General features: G+C 37.5%; 25 protein-coding genes and 2 tRNA genes. 6 read left to right on the top strand and 21 right to left on the bottom strand.

The genetic code is table 11. From position 1 onward, the window contains the following. Positions 1-40 precede the first annotated feature (40 nt). From ACY650_RS14790 to ACY650_RS14780, 3 genes are all read left to right on the top strand, one after another. On the top strand, positions 41-478 hold the full coding sequence (locus tag ACY650_RS14790; protein ID WP_462248428.1) for a Fur family transcriptional regulator: 438 nt from the start codon (positions 41-43) through the stop codon (positions 476-478). A 124-nt stretch (positions 479-602) separates the two neighbouring features. Beyond that, positions 603-932 carry a PadR family transcriptional regulator gene (locus ACY650_RS14785; RefSeq protein ID WP_462248426.1) on the top strand — a complete coding sequence of 110 codons (330 nt, stop codon included), beginning with the start codon at positions 603-605 and terminating at the stop codon, positions 930-932. After that, positions 929-3,541 (top strand): FtsX-like permease family protein, encoded by a 2,613-nt coding sequence (locus ACY650_RS14780; RefSeq protein WP_462248424.1) that lies wholly within the window; start codon positions 929-931, stop codon positions 3,539-3,541. The genes ACY650_RS14785 and ACY650_RS14780 overlap by 4 nt, the downstream gene beginning before the upstream one ends. A gap of 54 nt (positions 3,542-3,595) precedes the next feature. Here the strand turns inward: ACY650_RS14780 and ACY650_RS14775 are convergent, their stop codons facing one another. The 13 genes from ACY650_RS14775 to ACY650_RS14715 all read right to left on the bottom strand — a co-directional run bounded on the left by ACY650_RS14775 (position 3,596) and on the right by ACY650_RS14715 (position 17,527). After that, positions 3,596-3,970, bottom strand: a complete 375-nt coding sequence (locus tag ACY650_RS14775) for a PadR family transcriptional regulator (protein WP_462248422.1) — start codon at positions 3,968-3,970, stop codon at positions 3,596-3,598. Further along, positions 3,963-4,934 (bottom strand): S41 family peptidase, encoded by a 972-nt coding sequence (locus ACY650_RS14770; RefSeq protein ID WP_462248420.1) that lies wholly within the window; start codon positions 4,932-4,934, stop codon positions 3,963-3,965. The genes ACY650_RS14775 and ACY650_RS14770 overlap by 8 nt, the downstream gene beginning before the upstream one ends. Before the next feature lie 88 nt (positions 4,935-5,022). Continuing rightward, the gene (locus ACY650_RS14765) at positions 5,023-6,561 is read right to left on the bottom strand and encodes an amidohydrolase family protein (RefSeq protein WP_462248418.1); all 1,539 of its coding nucleotides are present in this window, start codon (positions 6,559-6,561) and stop codon (positions 5,023-5,025) included. Positions 6,562-6,698: 137 nt separating this feature from the next. Continuing rightward, positions 6,699-7,472: a helix-turn-helix transcriptional regulator gene (locus ACY650_RS14760; protein ID WP_462248416.1), complete on the bottom strand. Its 774-nt coding sequence runs from the start codon at positions 7,470-7,472 to the stop codon at positions 6,699-6,701. 74 nt (positions 7,473-7,546) lie between these two features. After that, positions 7,547-9,577, bottom strand: a complete 2,031-nt coding sequence (locus ACY650_RS14755) for a serine hydrolase domain-containing protein (RefSeq protein WP_462248414.1) — start codon at positions 9,575-9,577, stop codon at positions 7,547-7,549. A gap of 158 nt (positions 9,578-9,735) precedes the next feature. After that, on the bottom strand, positions 9,736-10,059 hold the full coding sequence (locus tag ACY650_RS14750; RefSeq protein ID WP_462248412.1) for a hypothetical protein: 324 nt from the start codon (positions 10,057-10,059) through the stop codon (positions 9,736-9,738). Further along, entirely contained in the window at positions 10,056-10,613 is a 558-nt protein-coding gene (locus ACY650_RS14745; protein ID WP_462248410.1) for an RNA polymerase sigma factor, read from the bottom strand. The genes ACY650_RS14750 and ACY650_RS14745 overlap by 4 nt, the downstream gene beginning before the upstream one ends. Before the next feature lie 217 nt (positions 10,614-10,830). Then, positions 10,831-11,148, bottom strand: a complete 318-nt coding sequence (locus ACY650_RS14740; protein ID WP_462248408.1) for a hypothetical protein — start codon at positions 11,146-11,148, stop codon at positions 10,831-10,833. Between the two features lie 10 nt (positions 11,149-11,158). Continuing rightward, positions 11,159-12,241, bottom strand: coding sequence for a serine hydrolase domain-containing protein (locus tag ACY650_RS14735; protein ID WP_462248406.1), 1,083 nt, complete (start codon positions 12,239-12,241; stop codon positions 11,159-11,161). 165 nt (positions 12,242-12,406) lie between these two features. Then, entirely contained in the window at positions 12,407-13,141 is a 735-nt protein-coding gene (locus ACY650_RS14730; protein ID WP_462248403.1) for a helix-turn-helix domain-containing protein, read from the bottom strand. A gap of 117 nt (positions 13,142-13,258) precedes the next feature. Next, entirely contained in the window at positions 13,259-14,299 is a 1,041-nt protein-coding gene (locus tag ACY650_RS14725; protein WP_462248402.1) for a DUF4932 domain-containing protein, read from the bottom strand. A gap of 194 nt (positions 14,300-14,493) precedes the next feature. Next, positions 14,494-14,565: transfer RNA gene (locus ACY650_RS14720), tRNA-Glu, on the bottom strand. A gap of 112 nt (positions 14,566-14,677) precedes the next feature. Beyond that, positions 14,678-17,527, bottom strand: coding sequence for a M16 family metallopeptidase (locus ACY650_RS14715; RefSeq protein ID WP_462248401.1), 2,850 nt, complete (start codon positions 17,525-17,527; stop codon positions 14,678-14,680). Positions 17,528-17,696: 169 nt separating this feature from the next. Between ACY650_RS14715 and gap the strand changes: the two genes are divergently transcribed. Next, complete coding sequence (gene gap / locus ACY650_RS14710; protein ID WP_462248400.1) at positions 17,697-18,686, top strand: type I glyceraldehyde-3-phosphate dehydrogenase; 990 nt, start codon at positions 17,697-17,699, stop codon at positions 18,684-18,686. A 44-nt stretch (positions 18,687-18,730) separates the two neighbouring features. On the opposite strand, the gene ACY650_RS14705 is transcribed toward gap, so the two are convergent. The 6 genes from ACY650_RS14705 to ACY650_RS14680 form a co-directional block, all read right to left on the bottom strand. Beyond that, a complete protein-coding gene (locus tag ACY650_RS14705) occupies positions 18,731-19,123 on the bottom strand; it encodes a lipocalin-like domain-containing protein (RefSeq protein ID WP_462248399.1) in 393 nt (130 codons plus the stop codon). Positions 19,124-19,126: 3 nt separating this feature from the next. After that, positions 19,127-20,224, bottom strand: a complete 1,098-nt coding sequence (locus ACY650_RS14700; protein WP_462248398.1) for a serine hydrolase domain-containing protein — start codon at positions 20,222-20,224, stop codon at positions 19,127-19,129. A 104-nt stretch (positions 20,225-20,328) separates the two neighbouring features. After that, entirely contained in the window at positions 20,329-21,063 is a 735-nt protein-coding gene (locus ACY650_RS14695) for a LytR/AlgR family response regulator transcription factor (RefSeq protein WP_462248397.1), read from the bottom strand. Between the two features lie 2 nt (positions 21,064-21,065). Further along, the gene (locus tag ACY650_RS14690) at positions 21,066-21,776 is read right to left on the bottom strand and encodes a YebC/PmpR family DNA-binding transcriptional regulator (protein WP_462248396.1); all 711 of its coding nucleotides are present in this window, start codon (positions 21,774-21,776) and stop codon (positions 21,066-21,068) included. A gap of 62 nt (positions 21,777-21,838) precedes the next feature. Further along, on the bottom strand, positions 21,839-22,669 hold the full coding sequence (locus ACY650_RS14685) for a DMT family transporter (protein WP_462248395.1): 831 nt from the start codon (positions 22,667-22,669) through the stop codon (positions 21,839-21,841). Between the two features lie 4 nt (positions 22,670-22,673). Beyond that, positions 22,674-23,321 carry an ABC transporter ATP-binding protein gene (locus tag ACY650_RS14680; RefSeq protein ID WP_462248394.1) on the bottom strand — a complete coding sequence of 216 codons (648 nt, stop codon included), beginning with the start codon at positions 23,319-23,321 and terminating at the stop codon, positions 22,674-22,676. Positions 23,322-23,423: 102 nt separating this feature from the next. On the opposite strand from ACY650_RS14680, the gene sucC reads away from it, so the two are divergent. Together sucC and ACY650_RS14670 are read left to right on the top strand one after the other, a co-directional pair. Beyond that, positions 23,424-24,635: an ADP-forming succinate--CoA ligase subunit beta gene (gene sucC / locus ACY650_RS14675; protein WP_462248393.1), complete on the top strand. Its 1,212-nt coding sequence runs from the start codon at positions 23,424-23,426 to the stop codon at positions 24,633-24,635. A 67-nt stretch (positions 24,636-24,702) separates the two neighbouring features. Further along, positions 24,703-25,128, top strand: a complete 426-nt coding sequence (locus ACY650_RS14670; protein ID WP_462248392.1) for a hypothetical protein — start codon at positions 24,703-24,705, stop codon at positions 25,126-25,128. 599 nt (positions 25,129-25,727) lie between these two features. Here the strand turns inward: ACY650_RS14670 and ACY650_RS14665 are convergent. After that, positions 25,728-25,801 (bottom strand) — tRNA-Arg (locus ACY650_RS14665). 33 nt (positions 25,802-25,834) lie between these two features. Beyond that, positions 25,835-26,206, bottom strand: a complete 372-nt coding sequence (locus ACY650_RS14660; protein ID WP_462248391.1) for a hypothetical protein — start codon at positions 26,204-26,206, stop codon at positions 25,835-25,837. Positions 26,207-26,220 lie beyond the last annotated feature (14 nt).

The following is a 26,220-nucleotide window of genomic DNA, read 5'->3' as shown; positions in this document are numbered from 1 at the left end:
AATATTCATATTTGATTAAAATATAATTGTTCAAGCCAATATGGATAATTCAAGCTTTATTAATGACATGCTGCGTGAGCATGGACTAAAAAAGACGCGCATTAGATCTGAAATGCTTAGCCTTTTTATAAACAACAATTTTGCGCTTTCCGCAAGCGATATCATTTTAAGAATGAAAGCTGGTAACGATCGAGTAACAATTTATCGAGCCCTGGCTTCATTTGAAGAAAATGGGATTTTACATAAAGCCTCGGAAGATAGACAAGGAATTAAATACGCCATTTGTGAAAATCAATATCCTGATAAAAAGCATTCAGTTCAACACGCTCATTTTAGATGTGATGAATGTCAAAAAACATTTTGTTTGAACGATGTAGTGTTGCCAAATGTAAAAATTCCTAATAAAGATTTTTCAGTAAATCGAGTCAATTATACAATACATGGAACATGTAATGAATGTAAGGATATGCCCCGTTAGTTAATCAACTTTAATTTGATTTTCATTCTGCAAAAAAGTTATTCCAGAGCAGCATTAACAGCTTTATTCCTTTTTAATAATTGAATATTTCTTATAATTTTGTATATATACATTATTGTAAGAAATGAAAAATAAAGGATTAGGAGAGTTTGAAGAGCTAGTATTACTGGCAGTATGCATTCTAGGTGAAACTGCATATGGAATTTCCGTCAAGAACGAAGTGGAAAAACATTCTGGAAGATCTGTATTACTAGGTGCTGTACATATCACCCTTTACAGGCTCCAGGACAAAGGACTCTTAGAATCTGAGATGGGTGGAAACTCAAAGAAAAGAGGTGATCGACGAAAGCGCTTATTCAAGGTGACTTCCCAAGGTATGAGACAATTAAAAACATCGCAAGAGGTACGTCAGAGCATGTGGGAGTTCATTCCACAATTAAAACCAAGCAAATGATGGGACACCCGAATAAGAGACATTTGAAAATCATATATTGGCTATTTTATCGATTTGTCGGAAGCCCCTATGCAGAGGAATTGATGGGAGATCTCGAAGAGATTTATGAAGAGAGACTCATGAGCAAAGGGAAACGGTATGCCTCCCTTATGTTTTGGCTTGATGCTTTGCACCTAATGATAGGTTTCTCTTCTTTTCGTGACTTTAAATCCAAGAACAATCAGCTAGCCCTGTTAAAAAATTATCTTAAAATATCTCAGCGAAACATTCTTAAGTACAAATTCTATTCAGCTATCAATGTTGTTGGCCTAGCAATAGGGATCTGTATGACCATGTTGATTGCAATTCACGTACGTAATGAACTTAGCTACGATACGTCCTATCCCAAGCATCAACTTATATACCGACTCGCTTCTACCAACTATGCAGCCAAGCCTCCAATCATGGGATTAGAATTCAAAGAAAAAATTCCAGAAGTAGAAGAAGTGGCAAGGCTCTTTGCATTTGAACCTAAAGTGCTCTCCTATGAGAAGGAAGATTTATTGGTGGAAAGACCTTTTCTGGCAGATCATTCAATCATAGAACTTTTTGACTTGCAATTTATCGAAGGAAATGAAGGGGATGCTTTGACCAAGCCTTCTTCTATTATCCTAACCGAATCTATTGCTAATAGATTATTTAAGCCAGGAGAAAAAAGAATCGGAGAAGTCGTTGATTTTGATGATGGATGGAGACAAACAGTGACGGGAATCATTGAAGATTTTCCTAGAAATACACATCTGAAATTGGAAACGATTTCTTCCATGGAACGCACTTACATAGGTCAAGATACGGATCGTGGCTGGGCAGCTCTATCTATTTATGTCCTCTTTAAATCTGATGAAGCAGTGAAAAGAGCTGAAGAAAAACTAATGGATTTTCAGATTCAATTCTTTGATGGTATGGCATCTGATGAAGATATCAAAAAGCATATTGAAGAAACAGGAGAATACCTGGAATTACATCCGCTAACAGACATCCATCTACACTCTCACAGAAATAAGGAAATCGAGACCAATAGCAACGTCATGTTTGTGTATATCCTTGCTGCATTGGCTGGCTTTATCTTATTAGTCGTCAGCATTAACTTCATCAACCTTTATGTAGCTCAGACACTCAACCGAATAAGAGAAATTGGACTAAGAAAGATACTGGGTGCATACCGCTTGCAACTCATATTTCAATTTTTCTCCGAAGCATTTCTTCTTGTCTTTTTGTCTGGAATTTTGGCACTACTCCTAGCATATCTTACGCTCCCTTTTTATAACGATTTAGCGCTAATTCCAATCTCAATCCACCAGCTTCTTTCTATTCAAAACTTAACCGGATTAGGAGTTTTAATACTTATGGTTGGTCTGCTCACCGGAGGATTTCCAGCACTATATTTATCAAAACTCCATGCTTTGCAGAGTGTGAGTGGGTCCGGACTTCAATTAGGTGGTAAGCTGCCATTTCGGACAACAATGGTGGCCTTTCAGTTTTTCATCTCCGTTTGTATGCTTAGTGCTACATTGATCATCAATGAGCAAATGGACTTTATTGAGACAAAGGACATGGGCTTTTCAAAAGAAGAAGTCATAGCCGTACAGCTCCATAAAGAGTTAAAATTAGAAGCCATTCTTTATCCAGAGAAAATCAAATCAGAGCTCAAAAAACACCCTCAGATTCAATCTGTTTCATACAGTTCACACTTAATTGGAAAAAGATTCAGTCTAGAACCTACTTACCTTGAAAGTAGTCCAGAACATCACGTTCCGACCAAATATCTTGTGGCTGATCAGGACCTCTTAGAGACGATGGATGTAGAAATTATATCCGGGTCTGTCAATACTGATATAAATAGCCGTCAATTCCTTATAAATGAAACGGCAGCACGGCTATTCCAAAGAGAAAATATCATCGGTGAAACCATTGTTAACTCTTGGCTACCTAAAAAAGGAGAAGTTTCAGGAATCGTCAAAGATTTTCACTACGCATCGCTTCATAACCAAGTAGAGCCCCTCGTCATTGAGATTTCTGATAACTCAAATGCACAATACTATCTGATGGTTCGATTAAACACGAAAGAGATAACTTCAGGTATTGCCACTATTGAGAAGGCATTATTAGATATTGTACCTGAAGCCTTAATCACTCCATTGATCATTGATGAGCAAATGGAACTATCGTACAGAGCAGAGAACAGTATGTTTTCTATTTTCAAATTTTTCTCTTCAATAATCATCCTTCTGGCATGTATCGGCCTGTTTGCACTTTTTGCATTCATCGTACAAGCTAGAACAAAAGAGATGGGTATCCGAAAAACACTTGGTGCTTCGCTTACACAATTGATTTCGGTATTATCGCGGAGCTATGCTATCATTCTTTTAATAGCAGCGGCTCTTGCCGTTCCGCTTACTCATCTATACGCATCTCGCTGGCTGAATAGCTTTGCTTTTAGCGTGAGTCCCTCCTGGGCAACCTACTTGCTTCCAGGAACGCTTGTACTGTTTTTAGCAATGATAGCTGTCATATCTCAGGCATTTAAGGTCGCAAAAATTAACCCAGCAGAATCCTTGAGAAGTGAATAGATAACAAACCAAAGAATCCCAGCTGCTTCAGGTTATCTAGTTACTTTTTCATATCTATTTGAGTTCAGGATATCTTTCAAAATTGATATCTCTTCTAAAATTCAATCTTACTCTTTCTAAATCCTTTATTACTTTATATGCTAGCATAGTAGCCTTATAAATCTTTTTCCTCCTACCTCCTCTCTTAGGTATTGCTTGAGTCCAGAAGGAAACTAGAAACCCTTTACTTTCCATTCTCATTAAAGAGTTCTTTAGATGGCCGTCTGACGGTCCGTTTTTTAGACGCTTATCCATATCACGACGAATCTCAGTCAAATAGGCATTGTCGTCTAAGATCAATATACTCAGCAGAATAAGTTCTTCCGTCGGGCCTAACCTCGGAGCCTCTATCTTTTCCAAATGAATGTCCGCCTTTAAAAAATCACTCATTCAATAGCTTAAGTGCCGTATCAAACTCTTTTCCGATATCTGTTAAAACATCCGGTCGAACTCCTTCGCCTTCCCAACTAACATTGGTACCAGGTAGAAAGGGTGCAGATGTTGATATCGCAATTACAAAATCATCGTTAACTGGAAAGTATGTATTCATATAAGCTCCACCTGATGATGCTTGGCCAACAATCGTACAACGCTTTTGATGTTGAAGTGCAAAAGCAAATGCTTCCGCCGCTGAAGCAGTGCCCTTATTTATGAGAATATACAATGGCTTCAAATATCTATTCTCCAGAAGCCATTCAACGGTACTTTCAATTCTAGCATCATCGTTCCTTGATCGGAATTCAAGCAAGTCTAAGTGCTCATCAAAAAAATAAGTCTCAAGCACAGACCCAACTGTGCTTCCTCCTCCACCATTATTCTTCAAATCAATTATTAGAGCATCTGTATGTTCAACTATATTCATAGCAGCATAAAGCTTTTTTAAGCTATGATCCGAAATGTTGATTTGAGAAAGTCTGAGATAACCAATATTGTTATCCAGTATTTCTATTCGTTCAAAACCAAAGTTTGATTGGTAGGCTTTCTCATTATTGAAAAAAGTTAATGATTCTTTCTCTTCCGAATCTTCCTTTTGAATCTTCTCAGACTTGAGCTGATTTACAACGTCATAATTATTCCAAACATAGAGGTGATGATCTTTGCTAATTTCAAACAGACTTTTGCACATTATAGAATCTAGTTCTTTCAATGTTGATGCTTGAGAAAAGCGTCCATTTTTATGATCTTTTAGAAAATAATCTGCTATCAGTTCTCCTTTTTCAGGCAACACATAATTGCTTTTAATTTGATCCGTTATAGTTATCACCATTCGATCCACCAGCTTTTCGGATGGATTTTGAGCGTAGAGAAATAGCGATAGCGTAGAGAAAATCAAGACCAAGTATTTTCTTTTCATATAATTGAATTTCGATGTAAAGATCAGCTCTTTGTGAATCCTTGATAGAATGAGATTAGCGAGTTTGGTCTTCTCTTTGATTCAGACACTATAAATATTCCTCAATAGATATCTTCCTGCTTTCATTATTCGCTCTCTTCACAGTTTCCAACATTTGATCCAATTCACTTCTTGAATAGACTTTGCCTCTCAAAATGACTTTTTCAATAAATCGTGTGTTTCTAATATCGAATAGCGGATTTTTATTCAGTAGTATCAAATCAGCATCAAAACCTACTGCTACTTTTCCCTTATTCAAGTTTAAGTAGGATGCAGAGTTAATCGTCGCAGCACGCAAAGCCTGACTCGGTGACATCCCTGACCTATTCAAACACTCAAGCTCATTATGGATCGAAAAGCCAGCTACCATTGGTGATACATTTGTATCAGTACCTGCCAGGATCTTCACATCAGCATCTAGAAAGTATTTCAAAAACATTTTATTCGCCTTAACATACGTATTCCAAAAAGCATCACTGTTTCTTTTCTGATCCTCAGTAAGATCTGTCGATCTTCGATAGGTATTCACATCTGGGAGCCATCCAAGTGCCCTACTTGTCATGACAGTACCTTCCATAAGTCCAGGATTGGCATATTCTACTTCAACATCTTTTAGAGTTTCCTTCACTGAAATCTTAGCGCTCAAAATACGTTCCATTAACCGTAAGGTGGTGGTAACGCTTATGTTCGATTTTTTCAGCTCTCTAGCAATTTGTGGTCCTTTTGAATCAACGTAATTCAAGAATTCATCGCAATTATGGGCATCTATTCTCCCAAACTGGTAATTCAGATTTTTAACAAACTCTTCTAAATGCATCACATTGCTTTGAGAAGATTGATAAAGCTTTTCTAGTTTCATCTTATAGGGAAAGTGACCAATTAGAGGCATTTCTAATTCCTTTGCGACAGCATCAATAGCGTTATAGCTTTCTTCGGAAAGAAAACTGCCTACTTTTATTGCTTCATATCCCTTATCCTTTATCTCCTTTACAATTTGATATGCTTTTTCCGGATCGCTGACATTAATATCTCCTTGCATCCAATGCATAAATGCACCGCGAAAAAAACCATCAGTTTGAAGTTTAGTAGAAGCAACCAAAAGATTCGGTCCTAATCGTATACCAGAATCAATTTCATTTTTCCAATCCAATTGAAAGTCAAATCCTTTGACCTCATAAATAGTTGTTACTCCATTTGCTAAAAAGAGAAGAAAGTCATTAGGGCTCTGCCATAGATGGACATGGGCATCAATCAATCCTGGAATTAAATATTTGTCAGTCCCGTCGATTACAGTGCCTTCGCTGCGTTTTGAAACATCGTCGGTAACGGAGTAGATTTGACCATCTGCAATAACTACGGTTTTATTAGGTAAGAAGGATTGGCCGTCATTCGAAAGTACGTTTACGTTTTTGATTATTATCAATGATTCTTCATTGCTAATGAAATCAGATGAAACTACCCTTTCGGTATAGCCTCCATACATTTTTTTCAGCTCATTATTTATAAACAAAAATGAACCAAAAACTAGTACAGCAAGAGTTGTGAGACTTATATAAAGCCATTTAGCTCTCTTATTCTTATTACTCATTATATATTTTGTTAATGAGTAAAAATGCTTTTTCAAGAATTAGAAGGATAGTACAAGATTAGCGTAAACTACCAAACGCTTAGAATTGAAAGATATCTGCTAGAATTAAAACATCAAGTAGCTAGATTAAATTAATGTTAAACTGCAGTTCTAATCATCTTAGGCGTATACCCATAATTCTGTTTTATCACTCTATTCATGTGGCTTTGATCTGAGAAGCCACAAGTAAAAGCGACCTCAGCAAAAGAACAATTGGTGTTCAATAACATATTCACTGCTCTTTTTGCCTTAATCTTTCTAAGGTATTCGGAAATAGTAAGTCCATATCTTTTTGAAAAGTATTTGCAAACAGTAACAGGATGAACGCTTACTTCATTGGATAATTCTTCCAATGTAGGAAAGTCATTCCACCTATCATGTAATACTGTTTTGACTTGATCCAACCACGTGCCACGTTCATCATAAGTGTCTTTCCAAAAAAGCGATTTCATTTGGTAGTCAATAGCTTCTTTTGAATATTCATCGTTTAGCAAAAATTCAAAGTACAATTTGAGAAAACTATCTTGCTCATATTCATCAATCTTCAGATTCGACAAGGCAACATCTTCGTCAAAGAATGACAAATCAAATTCGATATTAAAATTCCTTGAAGGATGTTCGGTAAATCTGTTTCGATGTATCTCACCAGCCTTATACACAAGAATTCGACCAGGCACAACCTGAATTTCTTCTTTCTGTCTTGATTCTAGATTACCCCCCTTAATAATGGATGAAATATGGACTTTCTCATGAAAATGCCAATCTTCTGATACTTTTTTCGTGTAATTGACTGTCGAGATCTTAAACTGATCAAAGTCAAATTGATTTGCCTTGTTTCCTAGAAAGTCCTTCGTAAAATATCCGTAATCCATTCAGCACAAGATAATTACATTCATCAATGATCGCATATGTCATTTCATCAAATAATAACTTCCTAGCCCAAAAATCAAGGATCTATTTGCTTGGTCCCTATATTTAGTAGGTTGTGAAGATGATATTGAAGCATGTGACCTGTACTTGAATTGGTCATGACGACAAATCCGTCTTTGGTATCTTCATAAATGGTAGATGTACACTGAAAATCTCCATTGCTACCACTGTGACCATAACTAAGGCCAAAAATAGGAGAATCTCGTAAGCTAAGTCCCAGACTGTAGTAGCGCTTCAGCAATATTCCATCTTTATCTATTTGCTTTCCACGCTGTACCGAACGATTTATGAAAGCAGCATATGTCTCTGGTTTCAGCCCTCTTCTTTCGCTAATGGCTATTATAAATTCTGCATATGACTTGGCAGTAGTATGTACAGATGAAGCCATCTCAGCCTGTTCTGGGATCTCCTCAACTCTGGGATTATTAATTATGTGTCCTCGTGCTTTTAGATCAGCTAGCCCAGACTCATTTTTAAAATACATATTGGTTAAATCAAGCACATCGACTAATTCATCTTGGAGAATATCAGTTACTGGTCTATTGGTAATCGCTTCCACCGCTCTTCGTAAATAGGTGAACCCATCTCCCGAGTAGCCTACATCTGTTCCAGGCTTAAAAAGAAATTTCAACTTACCATCCGGCATATCCTTTCCCCAATTAGGGAAGCCTGTTTGATGATTTAATACGATCCGTGCCGTGATCAGCTTATGCCATGGGTTATCTGCTACATCGACAGGTGGGGAAACGTATTCATATAAAGGTTTGTCTAAATCGATTATTCCTCTTTCGGCTAATCTGAGCACCACAAACGCAAACATAGGTTTGGTCATCGACGCCCCTTCAAAAATGGTATTATTAGTTACCGGTACATTCGAGAAAAAGTCTTCTACACCATAGCTTTGATTATAGGCTATTTCACCATCATGTATTATCGCGATAGATACTCCAGGAATTGAATAGTAATTGACATATGCTTCAATAAATTCATCAATCACTACTTTATCGGCATCTGCAAATCCGTTTTGCAGGACTCCTTCGTCAGGAATCAAATCTGGAGGTGGAAGTTGCTCGACTAGGATTTCAAACGGAGTAGATTCGCCAGATGCCAATTCAACTTCAGTACTTGCAGTTGATAGTTTTACTTTTTTATATCCACCGTAGTTTCCAACCAAATCATCTTGCAAAGAAACATAATAAGCACCTTCTGGTACCATACATTCAAACACTCCATTCTCATCTACTTTCACTTTCATCCGACTTGACTGATTGTCTTTTGAGGTAAGATTGAAATACTTAGGATAATTATTGGACTCAGTATTTATGACTTTTCCCGTGAAAGGAACAAGATCCAAATTGTCATCCGCAACGACTACTGTCCCTAGTCTACCATACGTCTTATCGGAAAATTGATTTCCAACCCAACTATAGTAATGAGGCTTTACTCCTAAGGTATCTGCATCAATTAATACGTGGTCTATACCTATAGATGTTCCGCGGGTTAACGGTTTTGAAAGTGAGTATCTAAATTCCAAAATGACTTTGTTCCCTTCGACCTTGTAGTTTTTTTCAATTTTATTCCAATCGAAATAATTACTTGTAGATGAGCTCCAGCTTGTCGTCGGATCGCGACTTGCTTCAATCTCATTATTAAAAGAGTACCGATTTACTCCAGAACTATTAACTTGGTGCTCTTCATCTATGTAAAAGCTATAAGAATCTTGATTGAGCCAATCAAGCAATTCATCTTCAATTATATTCTCATCAAAATATGAAAGGCCTATAATCAAACTGTTTTCATTTTTCACGTAACCCATTTGCACAATAGCCTGCGTGGTAGAATCTCCTTGATTTAATGCTCTCAAAGAATAAGTAGTAATGTCTTTAGGCCAGTCACTCAAGTCGCCATCTATCTTAATATCGCCCAATGGATAAACAAAAGCATTTAGCGCTCCTTCGACAGGAGCTTTCATACTCTTTTCATTGCATGAGGTTACGTAGAACAGAACAAGAATTGTTGTTAAGAAGGGGAAGATTTTATTTGACATAAATAATGATTAAAACACTTTAAGAGATTTTCGGACGTTCAAGTGCCAGAGTTTCGAGTCGTTGCATCCTGGCACTAGTGACAAAAATCATCATTATGCATATTCTTAGGATAGAATGAAATTAGCCAAATAGTTTTTCAAAGTAGGTCTAAAACACACTATTCAATACTTGATGATATCATCCTAGACAAATTGGTCAAATGCAATAGAATGACCAAACCTACAAAGCCAATACCTACTAAAGGAGCAATTTTTGGCATATCTAAAGAAAATCCAAAAGCATTGAGTTGAATGCCAAATCGTATAATCAAAAAGGCTCCACTTCCGAAACAAGCAATCACGGAAACAATTAAAGCATTGAGCCTTAAGCGAATCTTTTGCATGTGCATTTTAGACACCTTCCCCATTAATTGATCTGTAAAATCATCCGAAGTTTTTAATAGACTGTCTTTCAATAAATCTTCAAGTCGATCCTCTTTCATAGTTCTTCAATTTCTTTTCCAAATTTTTCGCGCAATATGACGGCTAGGTTTTTTCGCGCTCTGTGTAAGGTAACTTTTACCTTAGATAAACTAAATTCCGTTACTTCTACAACCTCATCCATTTTCAGTTCGGAGAGGTAAAATAATTTCAACACTAGTGCCTCGTCAAATTTCATAATATCAAGTGAGGCTTGAATAATTGTCTTCTTATCGTTCAAATCTGTTTGTGCCGACAGACTATCCTCTCCTAAATCTATTTTTTCTATTTCAATGTCACTTCTTTTTCTCTTCCTTAATTCATTGTGACAATGGTTGACCACAATTCTATACAACCAGGTGTAAAATGCCGATTGATACTTAAATGACTTGATCTTTTTATACACCCGAATGAATACCTCCTGTAAAATATCTTCCGCATGAGCCTTATCTTTCAAAAAGGTGTATGCCAATGAAAGTGCCTGATCCTTATACTTATCAACAAGCAGTCTAAAGGCTTCATGGTCATCCTTCTTAATTCGCTCAATTAATAACTTATCGTGTTCTTCGTTGGTCAAGTACTTAATCTTTTACAGATACAGAATCTTTCGCTTAACTGGCAAATTGTTCGAGTGGATGATTTTTATCTAGAATGAGATTAGCGAATACTCTCATACTGAAGACTAGAGAATCAACAGAGTAGCACAAGAGGGCGTTATTTTCAGATTTGTCAATCTTGAGAACACCCCCTGTTGCTATTAATCATTAGCTTCATTGCTGCCATCTAGTTAACTATCACTTACTTTTAGATGCAATCAGTAATCCTGTTGCACCCGATATCAAAACAACTCCCCAGCCAACTAAATCAAGAGTATCTTCACTTAAATTGAGAAGCGATAATCCTCCTGTAATTAGCAATCCTACCCCTAATCCTACTACAACATATGCTACATCTCTTTTGGTAATCCCCTGACCTGACTGCTCTTTTTTTATACCTTTTTCAATAAGCATCTTCTTTATCAGGAAAGTGTATCTGGCTATGAAGTAGGCAATGGCTACCAGCCCACTTACTAAAATCAATCCGCCTACTAATTCGTTTATTGTCTGTTCCATGTCTTCTAATTTAAAATTGTTCTCCCAAAACCTTGTCTAGTCCCTGAACTAACGGAAGCATATCTCCCGAATTTGTAAATAATACAATACCATATTCCTGTTCAGGAAGAAACATCGTATATGATTGAAAATCATGATTGTTGCCTGTATGAAGATGCATCAATCCATTCTCAGACTTCTTCTGAGCGAATCCAAGCCCCCATCCTGTTTGCCCAGTCTCCTGATATAGTTCATTGTCGGAGTTAAACTCATTCTGGGTGCTTAGCATTTCATCAAATGAAGTACTAGCAAGTCCTTCTCTTTTCAACATTGCCTGAATAAATAGTGCATACTCTCCTGCTTCTGAATGAATACTAGAGAAAGAATTGAAAGTCTTTCCACTCCATCCACCTAATCCATTGTCAGTAGGTTTACCGTTCTTGTGTCCATATACCTTATTTGAAGCGATATAATCATTCCATAAAAAGGAAGTATTGTTCATATTTAATGGTGCAGTTACATTTGATTCAAATATTGCGTTGAACTTATCTTTCCACTGCACACCATTCTTAATACCAATAATTGCTGTAAGGTACTGGTATGCTTCTCCAGAATATGAAAAACCGTTTCCTGGCTCATGCGCCAATTTGATTATTTGATTGTTTGCGTGATTCGGGAAACCAGTACTGTGCGACAGCACCATTCGAGGTGTTATGCTTTTATACCATTCTCGCGAAGCACTGTCTATTGCAGGATGAGGCAAATAATCGTTCAAAGGCTTATCTAAGTCCAGTATTCCTTGCTCTACCATTTTCATAGCAAAAAAGGCAAAGATTGGTTTTGAGAGAGATGCTCCTTCAAAAATATTCTGCTTAGTCAGCTCCTGCTTAGTTTCGAGATTCTGTACTCCGAATACTTTATGATATACAATCGCATTATCATTAATAACTGCGATCGATAGCCCTGGTATATTCATTGAATCCATTAAAAATTCAATTCGCTTGTCAACATTTTTCACTTTAACACTTGTTCCATCAACCGCTTTGATTGTCTTTTGTGAGTACCCTGAAAGCACTACCAAGACCATGATTAAAACACTTAATTTTATTTTCATAATTGATACAATTTTGATTTTACTATTCATTTTGTGAATTCACGCGGCTTGGACACGGGCCAAGATTGAAAGGTTACAACCAAGAAAAAAAAATTCTGAACCAATTGAATTGAAGGTGAAACAACATCATTCAACTAGAAAATTGAATAGTTACAAGGCTAATTATTAGCTAAGAGTAGATCGAATGGCACCTGGTGTGTGTCCTATATATCGTTTAACCAGTCGGTTCATATGACTTTGATCAGAAAAGCCGCAAGTAAATGCGATAGAAACTAAAGTTTCGGATGAGTTCAATAGCATATCTACAGCTCTACGCACTTTGATTTTTCGCATGTATTCAGAAATTGTCATACCACAAATTCTAGCGAAGTACTTTGAGATAGTAACGGGGTGGACATCTAAATCACTAGCTAAGTCAATAAGTGAAGGGAATTCATCCCATCTTCCATTCAGAATTTCGATCAATTCCACTAACCATTTCTTCTCATTGGTATGTCGAACTGACACAAATAATCCTCTTACTATTTTCTCAATTAAAGAATGATTAAATCCAGGATTCAACACAAGTTCACAATAGACCTTAAGAAGGTCAAAGCTTAATTCAAGTTGATTTAATTCTAAATGCCCTTCTAAAATATTTTGATTCAATTCGAGCACTAGAATTGTACTCGATAGCGTATTTTCATTAATATTTATCGAATCTCCACCATTTAGAACAGTTGGAATTTTTCGTTGCTCAAAACTACCTCCTTGAACAATAGACAATATATTTAATGAACCTCTGAGTGACAATTCAGATATTCCTCTAGTCAACTCAACAATCCGAATGTTGAAACCATCAAAAGAGAAGTTTCGAGAAGTGTTGCTGTACTGATTTTTTCTTAAATTTTCACTCATCATGAATTAATGAGTGGCTTGGACACATCAGAGAATTGAAAGGTTACAAAGACTCATTCAAAGCTTCTCTAGTTGATTATTAAGGAACTTGTATTATCATCGATAGAGTAAAAGTTCACACTAATTTTTATCAGAAAGATTGTACTCGACAATTAAATCTTTCAGAGTTTTTTTTACAGATTTTTTATAGGAGTTATTTTGATCAATTCTGTAATGCCTAAGGCGATTTACAATAAAAGAGAGATATATAAAGCTCTTAAAATTGATATTTTCGTTAAGAACTTCTTGGCTTTTAGTTGCGTCACCATTTAGTTCTGGCACCATTACTTCACCAGCCCTAACAAAGTGTTCATACACACAATAAATCCAATTCGGATAACCTTGCGACGCCATATCCGCACCTATAGAATCGTATAAATGCTGAGACATTTTAACTAATTCTCTATTTTTATCAACCACATGATTGACGAACGAATGTCCAAATTCATGAACCATCAGTGATTCAAATCGCTCGTTGGAAAAATTATAGTTCTTTGCAAGGGGAGCTAAAACAAAGATTGCTTTGTTTGCCTTTCTATCTTTTATCCCCCATCCAGAACTTGTCAATATAGTTAGGCTAGGAATAAGCTCGTATTGATCAAATTCCTGCTGATAAAACTCTTCCATTACGCCTATTACATTCAGTGATCTTAGTTGCATTTCCAATCTTTTCTTGGTTGCTAGGCGATATTCTCTCAAATTCTTCCAGACTGATTCAAAAGAGGATACCGATGCAAATTCATTAAGCAGTCCAACCAATTTTTCTAAATTATATATTTCCTTCGCTGTTCTATAGCCTGATTTTTTCAGTAAAGACTTTGACAATTCAATAGAACCATCAAAAGGCAATTCGGGTAATTCGAGCATCAGTTCAATCAAGAAGCTATATTCCATTGTCGATGCTATTTCAAACATTGGAGGCAAAAGTTCAATTTGCGAATCAGTCGAAACATTAGCATTTATCACCTTGGAAATTGGATGATCTAAATTGTTATTCGATGGTTCCGCCAAATGAACTATGTAGCCAAATAGTTCTATGTTTTTATCAAAACGTGTATCAATTTCTTGAGTGTAAGAAAAGAGACTAAAACTGAAGAATATGTTTATTAAAATGAATCTCATGAAGGCGATTATTTAAATTTTAGATGCTCAACTATTCCTGTGAAATTCAGCTCGATAATTTCAATAACATAGAATAGAATTAGTCGCCAGAAGAGATGTCAAGATCTTACATGAACTACAGCACCTTTAGGAAGAGTCTTTAATAAGCAGTCAAATAAATAAACAAAAAAGCCACTCAAATGAGTGGCTTTAAGCAGTCCGTAGGGGAATCGAACCCCTGTTACCAGGATGAAAACCTGGCGTCCTAACCCCTAGACGAACGGACCGTGTTTGTTTTGGGAGTGCAAATATAGAATCTCGTTTCACTTTTACAAAACAAGAACATAAAAAAAGCGAAGAAAAATCTTCGCTTCTTTTATTTAGTATTTCTAAGCTCGCTTAAAGTGCTCCAACCTCTACTCCGTATTTGTCAACAAGCACTGGATCTCCAGGACCTTCAACGCGTAGTTGGTCAAACTGAGTAGCCTTATCTCCAACAACAACAAAGATGTATTTGCTGAGATCAAAATACTCATTCGCAGTTGCTTGAATACTTTCAATTGTAGAAGCAGTAACTGTCTTCTGCTCTTGATCGATGTAATCCTGAGGCAGTCCAAACGTACTGATATTGTGAAGTATTCCAAGCAGATTGAACAAGGTCTCAAAGTTTCTGGCATTTTCCTTAATCATAGCGGTCTGCGTCTTTTCTAGATCCTCCTCAGTGTAAGTCTCGGCATAAGTACCAATCACTTCCTTGAACGTATCTAACGCATCCTTTGTCACAGATGATTTCACACTTGAGAATGCCGTAAACGTTCCAGGAGCCATTCCGCTTCTACCAGGAAATGCATAAGCACCATAGGTAAACTGCTTCTCTTCTCTAAGAATTTGGAATAACCTACCGGATGACCCATCACCTAGTCTATCATTAGCTACCATAATTTCATTGTAAGCAGGATCATTTGCGTCAACAGTAAGTCTGGAAATTCGAATCACTGATTGCTTCGCGTTAGGAACATCTACGAAGAACACTTGAGGCTCTGAAGGAACAGCAGGTACTTCATACGTCGGCATAACAACTTCTTTCTGCGCCCACTCATCTTTCAATCTTCCTAGAGCGTTAATAGCTCTTGACTGGCTTACATTTCCAGCTATATGATAGTTTGTAACATTTGGCGCAAAGTTATTTGCGTAGAATGCTTTTAGATCATCAATAGTAATGCTGCTTACGTGATCTTCATATCCGATTGCAGGATGACTCATGATATGATCTTCGCCATAAAGCTTCTTATTCATCACGACAGCTGCAATCGCATTTGGATTAGTTTCTCTCTGCTTAATACCTTGAAGCGTTTGATTGATAATTCTTTCAAACTCTTCTTCATCCCATCTTGGCTCTAGAAGAATTTCTTGAACCAATTCCATTGTCGCTTCAAAATTTCTAGACAGGCAGTTTCCTGAAACCTGGATATACTCATTAGCTGTGAACATGTTAAGGTTAGCTCCTAGTTGTCCAATAGCATCTTCTAACTCTTCCGGAGTTTTATTAGCAGTGCCCTCCATCATGATATCTGTCATCAGGTTCGCTACTCCAACTTTATTAGGATCATCAAGAAAATGTCCTCCTTTGATTCTCATAGAGAAGTTCACAAGAGGGAGTTCATTCGCCTCTACTCCGTATACACTTATGCCGTTTGAGGTTTCATCTGTCCAAATTGTTGGAGGTGTAACTAAAGGCTTTTCACCAAAGTCAGGCTCAACAGATCTATCGAATTTAGACTCAGTCTTCACTATCGTAAAGTCTCCTTCTTCCTCAATTACCTCGCTCTGACCATAATCATTGATACCTTCTTCCTTTATGTCAGCAGCAACAGCTCCTTCCATTGCAAGGTCACTGGCTCCCTTAGGCACAAAATTCGTAACTACCATATTCTGGTTAAGGATGTATTTTCTAAATACTCTCATCACATCCTCTTGAGTAACAGCTTTGATGTTAGCGATATCCTTCTCAATAAAGCCAGGATCACCTGCATACTCATTATAAGTTGCCAATTGGAAAGCCTTACCTAGCACACTGCTAATTCCATTGTAGAAATTAGTCTCCAACCCTGCTTTAATTCTATCTAGGTCTTTAATATCAAACCCTTCCTTATCAAAGTCTGCCAGACTCTGATTAACAACTGCTCTTACTGAATCGAGATCAGTACCAGCGTTGGCTCTTACGCGAATGGTGAACGTCCCTGCTAATTCATTTGAACTATTAAATGAAGAAACCCCAGGCGCAACTTTCGCTTCCTCAACTACAGACTTATAGAGAGCGGCTCTTTTTCCATCAGATAAAATTTGTCCCAAAGCATCCAACGCCCATTGATCTGGGTGATACTGCTCAACAGTCGGGAATGTCATTCTCAACTCAGGGAGCTGAGCGAAATTATCTTCATAGTAGAACGTCTTAGTTTCATCTAAAGCAACTGGCTGAGGATCCATTGGAGTGTCAATTCCTCTTGAAGGAATCTCACCAAAATATTTCTCGATCATTTCCTTCACTCCAGCCTTATCAATGTCTCCAGCAATTACCAAAGTAGCATTGTTTGGTCCATACCACTGCTCATAGAATTCTTTCACATCATCCAACGTAGCATTTTGAAGATCTTCCAACTCACCTATTACAGTCCAGTTGTAAGGGTGACCTTCCGGGTAAAGCGCCTTGAGAATAATACTCTGAGTATGTCCGTAAGGTTGATTATCAACTCGCTGCCTTTTTTCATTTTGAACAACTGGCTTTTCACCTTCTAGGCTTGCAATTGAAACAGCATTGATAAAGAATCCCATTCTATCAGATTCCATCCAAAGTACTTTTTCCAATGCATCTTTAGGTACTACCTCGAAGTAAATGGTACCATCTGTCCATGTACCACCATTGAAAGTTCCTCCCCATTCATCGATATTTTTGAAAAATCCACCTTCAGGTACATTTTCAGATCTTTGGAAAAGCATGTGCTCAAAATAGTGAGCAAACCCAGTCCTACCCGGCTTCTCTCTATTCGATCCCACATGTACTAAAATTGACACAGCAACTATTGGATCAGAGTCGTCCTGGTGTAGGACCACATCCAAACCATTATCTAGTGTGTATTTCTCGTAATCAAGAGATAGCTTATCGCTACTTTCTGAACCTCCCGAAGTACAAGCTGAAACAACCACCATCAGTGCTAACATGATGATAGATAGGTTTTTGATTCTTTTCATGTTTTGGTAAGTATTTTAAATTTTATGCTATTTAACTAAAGAAAAATCCAGATAAAAGTTTTTTAACATGAAAGACAGCTGGAGTACATTAACGGTCTCTTAGCCAATTCTATTGATTACCTCGAAAAGAGGTTATACTTTTGCCCCTTCAAAATCAAAGCAAGATCATATGTCAACTAAAATTGGTATTAATGGATTTGGACGTATCGGAAGATTAAGTTTCCGAGCACTCCTAGAAAAGAATAATGTAGAGGTAGTCGCGATCAATGACCTAACGGATACTCATACACTCGCTCACCTTTTAAAGTATGACTCAAACCATGGAAGATTTCCTGGTACTGTAGAAGCAGATGACAACAATATCATTGTAAATGGGAAGGCTATTCCTGTAACTGCTGAAAGAGATCCAAAGAACTTACCTTGGTCAAAGCTTGGCGTAGAGATCGTTTTAGAATCTACAGGGTTCTTTGTAGATGAGGCTGGTGCTGGTGGTCACCTTGAAGCAGGTGCTAAAAAAGTAGTTATATCGGCTCCTGCAAAAGGTAACATTCCTACAGTAGTTCTTGGAGTAAACGAAGACACTCTGACTGGAGACGAGACTATCCTTTCTAATGCATCATGTACAACAAACTGCCTTGCACCTATGGCAAAAGTGTTGGATGATAATTTCGGAATCGAGAAAGGGTATATCACTACTGTTCACGCTTATACTTCTGACCAACGAATTCAGGATGCACCTCACAAAGATTTGAGAAGAGCAAGAGCTGCTGCAGTTTCAATTATACCTACTTCAACAGGAGCTGCTAAGGCTGTAGGGCTTGTTTTACCTCACCTTAATGGTAAACTTGATGGAATTGCAATGAGAGTTCCTACTCCTACTGGATCTCTTACTGACTTAACTTGTGTGGTAAGTAAAGATGTAACTGCTGAAGAAGTAAATGCTGCAATGAAAGCTGCGGCTGAAGGTCCGATGAAAGGAATCCTTGAGTACACTGAAGATCCAATCGTTTCAATAGACATCGTTGGAAATTCTCATTCGAACATTTTTGATGCTAAACTAACTTCTTGTCAAGGTAACTTGGTTAAAGTTGTTGGATGGTATGATAACGAAGCAGGATATTCTGCTAGAGCTGCTGACCTTATAAGTAAACTAGCGTAATACAAGTTTTATGCAAATAAAAAAGGGAGCAATGCTCCCTTTTTTTATTCTATAGACTTAGTATTTATTACCACAAATCGCTCGGCCCACGCTGTACCAAACCCCTGCCATTTCAGTTGATTGCCTTCTATCTTTATATACCACATAGAATCATCATCATGCCCTACTGCGGAGTCTATGTATAGGCTGTTATTCAAATTATTCACGAAGTATCTACCCGAATTAGGTCCATATGGATCACCTCCAGATTCAAATGTTCCATCATCCTTGAAAATAAAGAAGCGATTAGATTTAGGATTGTGCTCAGCAGTGACGTCATTGCCATCTTGCATGACTTTATGCATCTCCCATCTTCCGACTAATTGCTTCTCAAGATTCTGAGTATAGCCCATAATGCACAGGCCCATAAAACTTATAAGTAACATTGCTTTTCTCATGATTCAATTTGTAAGTATGGTTAAAACTTGTTCGGTTATTTCTAGCTCGTTAGCCTCTTCTCCAATGTTCGTTAGATGAGATATGATCCACTCTCCGTTATTGTATATAGTTACCAAAGATCGATAGCCATCGGTAGCTCCTCCATGTATCACATATTCAGACTTGACATCCAATTTCCCCATCTGATAGTCACCTAATCCATCAAAAACAGCCCATCCAAAACCATAAGTAATATTTGGATTGATCTCTTTAATGTGATTGGTCATCATTTCATCAACAAGCTCTTTTGAAACCAAGGTTGGGTTTACCATCTCTTGACCCCACTTAGTCAAATCAACAGATGTAGAAAAGATTCTTCTCCCAAGTGAGTAGTCGATGAATGGACTTTCTACGAACGTTCCTTCAGCTTTTAAATAAGACTTTGCAAGTCTGGGGTATATAATGTCGTTATTAAGGGGTGCATATGTATTGCTCAGACCAAGAGGTTGGCAGATCATTGAATCCAATAAAAAGGAAAAGTGTCTCTCCAATTTTGATTCTAGCATTAGGGCAATCAAGTGATAGCCAAAGTTGCTGTAGTAAAATTGTTCGCCAGGTGCGCCAACTGTTGGTAATTGGCTGATAAATTCTAAATACTCATCTGATTTAAAATATTGTCGCTTGAAAGTTTTAAAATTTTCTCCTCTCAAAGAGTCTGGAACCGCATCATATGAAGCGATACCAGATGTATGGGTTAGAACCTGCCTAATGGTGATACTTTCCGCATGTTCTCCAGCATATGCAATGTGATCTGTAAGTAAGTCGTCCAACGATACTATGCCAGCATCAACAAGTTGAAGAGTCATATAAGCCTGAAAAGACTTATTGATCGATGCTATATCAAACCTTGTGTCTTTAGCAACTTCAATATTCCATGTTCTATCAGCTAGGCCAAGAGAAGATTCGTAAACTACACCATCCATAGTCGCAATGGCAATAGTACCATCAAACTTCCCTCGCTGATGGAGTTGCCTTATATAATCATCTACTTCTTTAAGTTTCGAATTTTCAAACCCACATGAAGTGATCGAAAAAACAAGGATAGCTATTAGTAATCTCATTGCTTTTGTTTGATCTCAAATGTAGGAAGGCATACATGAAGCCAGTATTGATTAAATCAAGATGTGGCGGATTTTTAATATGTGGGGCGAAATATCGATTAAGATTAAAGTTGATCTAAATATTTCTGGGAAATCGGCACCGATTCATTGTTATCAAAATGCACTACCCCACTTTTAGACTTTCTCTCAATACTCCGAACATTACTTTTATTTATTAAATATGAGCGATGGACACGTACAAGTTCCCGATAATCTTTCAACTGATCTTCTACATTGGTTAAGGTTTGCCGGATCAACTTCGATTTCCTTCTGTCCTTTTCAGAAGTAACAACTTTTATGTAGTTGTCATCCGCCTGAATAAAAAGTAAATGACTCGGGTTTACATCTATTCGCTCTTTTCCATTTTCAGAGGTGATGGTCATCAAGTCGACTCCATTTCTATTCAATTTTTCAAACAAATAGGTCAAGCCATGTGGCAAGAGCATAACAGAAAAAAATTCACCAAGAAGGAGAAAATAGGATGACCAATAGAGTTCCTCAAAATTCCAGAAATAATTAAAAAGAAGGAAAGTGGTTATTGAAGCAATCCAAATTTCCCAAAGAATCCAGGCAAGCATTCTTGCTTTACCATAAATAGCTATCCTGGATTTAATAAAAAACTCATTTATACCATAGGTAGCGGAGACTCCTATTCCGAATGCGATGGAACGAAATAGTAATGAATGACCAGAAAACGAAATGCCTTGAAATATTCCAAATGCTTCGTAGATATAAAGCACAAAGCTCAAGAAGAATCCTGAGCTTAGTGTAAGAAAAAGTTTCGTTTTATTTAGCTGCAATGTCAAGCAATGTTGGTGTAAACGGCTTGAACATCATCATCGTCCTCGATCTTGTCTAGCATTTTTTCAATCTCCTCCAATTGGTCATCAGAAAACTCAACAGGATTATTAGAAATTCGCTTAAGTGTAGCTTTCTTCACCTCAATTTCAAGATCTTCCAACACCTTGTTCATTTCACCGAATTGTGTGTAATCTGCATAGGCATATATCATTCCTTCATTTTCTTCAATCTCTTCTAGCCCCCCGTCGATCAATGACAATTCCAACTCCTCAATATCCATTCCTTCGGTCTTTTCAAACTCAAAAACCGCCTTACGATCAAACATGAACTCGAGTGAACCATTTGGCACAAATCCGCCACCAGCTTTATTAAAGTAAGATTTCACATTTGCAACCGTACGCGTAGTGTTGTCTGTAGCTGCTTCAACAAAAACCAAAACTCCATGAGGACCTTTCCCTTCATAAGTCACTTCTGAAATCTCGTCAATATCCTTACCCGCAGCGCGCTTAATTGCATTCTCAATATTGTCCTTAGGCATATTTTCAGCCTTAGCATTTTGGATCGCAGTTCGAAGCTTTGCGTTCATCTCTGGATCAGCCCCCCCATCTCTTGCTGCTACTGTAATAGCTTTAGCAAGCTTTGGAAACACCTTACTCATTTTATCCCATCTCTTCTCCTTTGCGGCTCTACGATACTCAAACGCTCTTCCCATGTTTTACTGTTTTTTGTTAAAAAAGAATACAAATAAAGCTGAAGCTTATATGAAAATCAAGATCAGCTTCGCTTCCACATAACATTCAAAACAACACCGGAAAGAACCAGTGCCATTCCACCATATGTGTATAGATTATAAGTTTCGTCAAATATGAAGAAGCCAAAAGCCAGAGAGTAAATAATGCCAATGTAAGTAAGAATGGAAACCTTGTTTAGCTCTTCCTTTTGGTAAGCTTTTGTCATTAAGAACTGAGCAATTTGGGTAGTTATTCCTACGAGTACTAAAACAAGCCAATCCATCCCCTGTGGTTGTACCCAAACAAAAAATGTCCACACACCTGAAATAGGAAGCATGATCAAAGGGAAGTAAAAGATTATGACCAAAGGGTGCTCACTCGTTTTAAGCTTCCGAATAAAATTATAGGCCAATCCCATGAATAGGGAAGCAGAAACACCCATCACAACATGCCAGAATGAAATTCGAGGATCGAATCCTTGAATTACCAGGATTCCGGCAAAACTCATAGCAAAGAATAGCCATTGAACATTCTTTACCTTCTCTCCTACCAAGAAAATCCCTAACACGGCAGTAAATACCGGAGCCAAATATTGAAGGGTTGAAGCTGTTGCCAATGGAATTTGTTGAAGTAAACTAAAGTAGATAATCAAGGCGGTAGCTCCTGCAACACCTCTCCCTACTAGAACGAGTCTATTATTTCCCCAAACTGGTACTTTTTGTCTAGTGAGAAAGAAAAGACTTATGGCCATTGAAATTACAGAACGAAATAGAATAATCTCAATCGCAGGAATATGCGGAACGAGCTTCACACATACTTTCATGAGTGTGAAAGTAAATGAAGCGAATAGCATGTATTTAACTCCTTGACTCAAGTGCTCAAGAAGTTATAGTTCCATCTTTGATTTCAAGCTTTCTATCTGCCATTCCTGCCAATTGCATGTTGTGTGTAACAATTACAAAAGTTTGTCCCATTTTGTTTCTCAGGTCAAAAAATAGTTCGTGCAATTCGTCAGCACTTTGAGAATCAAGATTTCCGCTAGGCTCATCTGCAAAGATGATAGAAGGTTGATTGATTAATGCCCGTGCAACAGAAACCCTTTGTTGCTCACCTCCAGATAATTCGGATGGCTTATGATCTGCTCTTTTAGAGAGGCCCAGAATATTCAAAAGTTCAATTGCACGGCTTTCTGCACCTGAATCACCATTGATTAGTGCTGGTATACATACATTTTCTTTTGCAGTGAATTCTGGAAATAAGTTATGGAACTGAAAAATGAATCCAATTTCTTGATTCCGAAAGTGAGCCATCTTTTTCTGATTCAAAGAAGAAACTTCTACTTCATTAAAAAGAATTCTTCCTTGGTCTGGAACGTCTAATGTTCCAAGGATATGAAGCAATGTACTTTTTCCCGCGCCAGATGCTCCAACAATACTTACAACCTCTTCTTTTGCTATGGATAGATCAATTCCTTGAAGTACGTTTAGTCCATTATACGATTTGTGAATATTATCGGCTCTTAGCATATGGCCGCAAAGATATCTATATCGCGCAATTGAGCTAACTCAGTGACGTTCAATCTTGGTTATACGTTCTCGATGATTTAGCTTCGCAGAAAATTTATATCCATGAATATTCACGAATATCAAGCCAAAGAAATTCTTAAATCCTACGGAGTAACAATCCAAGAAGGTGTTGTCGCTGACACGCCAGATAAAGCAGTAGAAGCTGCTAAGGAACTAAACAGAGAAACTGGAACCGAGTGGTATGTAATTAAAGCTCAAATTCATGCCGGAGGAAGAGGAAAAGGCACAATCAATGAAACAGGTTCTAATGGCGTGGTATTAGCTAAAAGCCTTGACGAAGTTGCGCCAAAATCTAAAGATATTCTTGGTGGCACGCTAGTTACGCACCAAACTGGTGCTGAAGGCAAGAAAGTAAACAAAGTATTGATAGCACAGGATGTTTACTATCCTGGTGAGTCTGATCCAAAAGAGTACTATTTGTCAATTCTCTTAGACAGAGGTACAGGTAAAAATGTGATAATGGCTTCCACTGAAGGTGGAATGGATATTGAAACTGTTGCTGAGGAGACTCCAGATAAAATTGTAAAGGAATGGATAGACCCTGCAGTAGGTCTACAAGGTTTCCAAGCTAGAAAAGTAGCCTTTGCTTTAGGCCTAGAGGGTGATGCCTTCAAAGGAATGGTAAAGTTCATCTTTGCACTTTACAAAGCATATGAAGGTACAGATGCTTCACAATTTGAAATCAATCCTGTATTAAAAACTTCGGATAATAAGATATTAGCTGTTGATGCTAAAGTTAACATAGATGACAATGCACTTTACCGTCATAGAGACATTGCTGAGTTAAGAGATCTTACTGAAGAAGATCCATTAGAAGTAGAAGCAGGTGAGTCCGGCTTGAATTATGTGAAGCTTGATGGAAATGTAGGTTGTATGGTTAATGGAGCTGGTCTTGCAATGGCCACAATGGATATCATCAAACTTTCAGGTGGTGAGCCTGCCAATTTCCTTGATGTAGGTGGAGGAGCAAATGCCCAAACTGTTGAAGCTGGTTTCAGAATCATTTTGAAAGATCCTAATGTAAAAGCTATACTCATTAACATATTTGGTGGAATTGTAAGATGTGATAGAGTAGCTAATGGCGTTGTTGAAGCTTACAAAAACATTGGCGACATACACGTACCAATCATTGTTAGGCTTCAAGGAACAAATGCTGAAGAAGGAGCTAAAATAATTGAAGAATCAGGGTTAAAAGTTACTTCAGCAATCGTATTGAAAGATGCTGCAGACAAAGTAAAAGAAGTTCTATCATAATTGGATTTTAACGCCCCTATTAGGGGTTAATAGATAAAAGCTTGCCATAGTTGTAAATTCCTCAACTATGGCTTTTTTACGTTTAACCCTTTTATCACTCATTATTTTGAGCTGCTCGGAGAGCAGTCCAAGACCTTCCAATCGATCAGATCTGTTTTCTGGAACTGATTCATTCGGTAAAACGTGGCAAATTCTAGAAATAGAAATTGAACTAGGAACCTTACGCCCAAATTCGTGTGTGCTTGACAATTTCATCACCTACTATCCAAATGGTGTTTATGAAGTAAGAGAGGGCGCTACCAAGTGCGATCCAAACGACCCACCTTCTATGACAGGTCAATGGTACCTGGATGATAGCGAAGAGACGCTTTTTGTAATAATTAATGGCGATACCCAAGTGTGGGATATAGAAGAAACACAAACCGACTCACATCGCATTACTTCAAACTTTATAGAAGGTAATCGAACATATAAGCTGATTTTATCGAATTAATTGACCTATTCAAAGAAACAATTGGGGGTTTCTAAGTTAACCATGGCCTTAATTATGACAACAAAATAAAATGGATTATGAGTTACGTAAGATTTTTCCTATCAATTTTAACGGTGATTGTTTTGCTTGTTATGCTTAGCTAATGAAGAAGAAGTAAAAAATATATAGTCACCTCTGAACGTTAAGCCCTCATTTTTAGAGGGCTTTTTATTTTTAGCATATTGATTTAGGTTGTAGAAAGGCTAGAAGATCATAAAACCACCTATCCCCTAACAAATGGCCACTACCCCTCATGAATCTTCGATTTATCTCATACACGCAAACCATACACTCACACCCCTCGTGAATTTCACTACGCTCCATTTCGAACCTCGGGTTCTCATCCTTCCATGTCGGATTTTTTTTAAAATAGGGAATAAAAAAACACCTACGTTTTATAGGTGTTAGAAGTGCACTCGGAAGGATTACTCATACACGCACCCACACGCCAACGCCCCTCGTGAATCTTCGATTTCGAACCAGGGTTCTCATCCTTCCATGTCGGATTTTTTTTTAAAATAGGGAATAAAAAAACACCTACGTTTTATAGGTGTTAGAAGTGCACTCGGAAGGATTCGAACCCTCAACCCCCAGAGCCGAAATCTGGTATTCTATCCAGTTGAACTACGAGTGCAATTTTGGGTTCGCAAATATAGAATTAACGTGATTAAAACGAAATCTTATCAATGGAACTAAAGTTCATTGATTCCATTTTTCCAGACTCATTGATACCTTCAAGCTTAACGAGATCAATTTCGACTTCTCGTTTGCTATTATCGGATTTAACTAATATCACTCGATAAGTAGTTATACCTTTTTTACGCTTAATAGTCTCTTTGAAACTAATTCTTTTGATAGCACTAAAAGCTATTTCACTACTCTTTCCTCTATAATTATATCCGAGAGAATTGTCGGAACCTTGTTCTTCATTTTGGTAAATGACCACATCTTTCAAGCTTAATTGATCTCCGTTATTTCTGACAATTGTCGTCGGAGCTTGAAAAAATGCGAAAACAAATATTATTAGCAGTTGCTTCATAGATTAGTGCAATT

The organism is Ekhidna sp. (assembly GCF_963691765.1).
Classification (GTDB): Bacteria; Bacteroidota; Bacteroidia; order Cytophagales; family Cyclobacteriaceae; genus Ekhidna.
The sequence above is the reverse complement of the archived record's forward strand: the minus strand, read 5'-3'. Positions and strand labels throughout refer to the sequence as shown.

Excerpts from the sequence above, each read along its gene's own strand:
- gap (WP_462248400.1), top strand. The coding sequence starts at position 17,697 with ATGTCAACTAAAATTGGTATTAATGGATTTGGACGTATCGGAAGATTA.
- ACY650_RS14765 (WP_462248418.1), bottom strand. The coding sequence starts at position 6,561 with ATGAGTAATAAGAATAAGAGAGCTAAATGGCTTTATATAAGTCTCACA.
- ACY650_RS14735 (WP_462248406.1), bottom strand. The coding sequence starts at position 12,241 with ATGAAAATAAAATTAAGTGTTTTAATCATGGTCTTGGTAGTGCTTTCA.
- ACY650_RS14670 (WP_462248392.1), top strand. The coding sequence starts at position 24,703 with ATGGCTTTTTTACGTTTAACCCTTTTATCACTCATTATTTTGAGCTGC.
- ACY650_RS14700 (WP_462248398.1), bottom strand. The coding sequence starts at position 20,224 with ATGAGATTACTAATAGCTATCCTTGTTTTTTCGATCACTTCATGTGGG.
- ACY650_RS14725 (WP_462248402.1), bottom strand. The coding sequence starts at position 14,299 with ATGAGATTCATTTTAATAAACATATTCTTCAGTTTTAGTCTCTTTTCT.
- ACY650_RS14785 (WP_462248426.1), top strand. The coding sequence starts at position 603 with ATGAAAAATAAAGGATTAGGAGAGTTTGAAGAGCTAGTATTACTGGCA.
- ACY650_RS14750 (WP_462248412.1), bottom strand. The coding sequence starts at position 10,059 with ATGAAAGAGGATCGACTTGAAGATTTATTGAAAGACAGTCTATTAAAA.
- ACY650_RS14680 (WP_462248394.1), bottom strand. The coding sequence starts at position 23,321 with ATGCTAAGAGCCGATAATATTCACAAATCGTATAATGGACTAAACGTA.
- sucC (WP_462248393.1), top strand. The coding sequence starts at position 23,424 with ATGAATATTCACGAATATCAAGCCAAAGAAATTCTTAAATCCTACGGA.
- ACY650_RS14775 (WP_462248422.1), bottom strand. The coding sequence starts at position 3,970 with ATGAGTGATTTTTTAAAGGCGGACATTCATTTGGAAAAGATAGAGGCT.
- ACY650_RS14760 (WP_462248416.1), bottom strand. The coding sequence starts at position 7,472 with ATGGATTACGGATATTTTACGAAGGACTTTCTAGGAAACAAGGCAAAT.
- ACY650_RS14790 (WP_462248428.1), top strand. The coding sequence starts at position 41 with ATGGATAATTCAAGCTTTATTAATGACATGCTGCGTGAGCATGGACTA.
- ACY650_RS14730 (WP_462248403.1), bottom strand. The coding sequence starts at position 13,141 with ATGATGAGTGAAAATTTAAGAAAAAATCAGTACAGCAACACTTCTCGA.
- ACY650_RS14740 (WP_462248408.1), bottom strand. The coding sequence starts at position 11,148 with ATGGAACAGACAATAAACGAATTAGTAGGCGGATTGATTTTAGTAAGT.
- ACY650_RS14690 (WP_462248396.1), bottom strand. The coding sequence starts at position 21,776 with ATGGGAAGAGCGTTTGAGTATCGTAGAGCCGCAAAGGAGAAGAGATGG.
- ACY650_RS14715 (WP_462248401.1), bottom strand. The coding sequence starts at position 17,527 with ATGAAAAGAATCAAAAACCTATCTATCATCATGTTAGCACTGATGGTG.
- ACY650_RS14660 (WP_462248391.1), bottom strand. The coding sequence starts at position 26,206 with ATGAAGCAACTGCTAATAATATTTGTTTTCGCATTTTTTCAAGCTCCG.
- ACY650_RS14770 (WP_462248420.1), bottom strand. The coding sequence starts at position 4,934 with ATGAAAAGAAAATACTTGGTCTTGATTTTCTCTACGCTATCGCTATTT.
- ACY650_RS14705 (WP_462248399.1), bottom strand. The coding sequence starts at position 19,123 with ATGAGAAAAGCAATGTTACTTATAAGTTTTATGGGCCTGTGCATTATG.
- ACY650_RS14780 (WP_462248424.1), top strand. The coding sequence starts at position 929 with ATGATGGGACACCCGAATAAGAGACATTTGAAAATCATATATTGGCTA.
- ACY650_RS14755 (WP_462248414.1), bottom strand. The coding sequence starts at position 9,577 with ATGTCAAATAAAATCTTCCCCTTCTTAACAACAATTCTTGTTCTGTTC.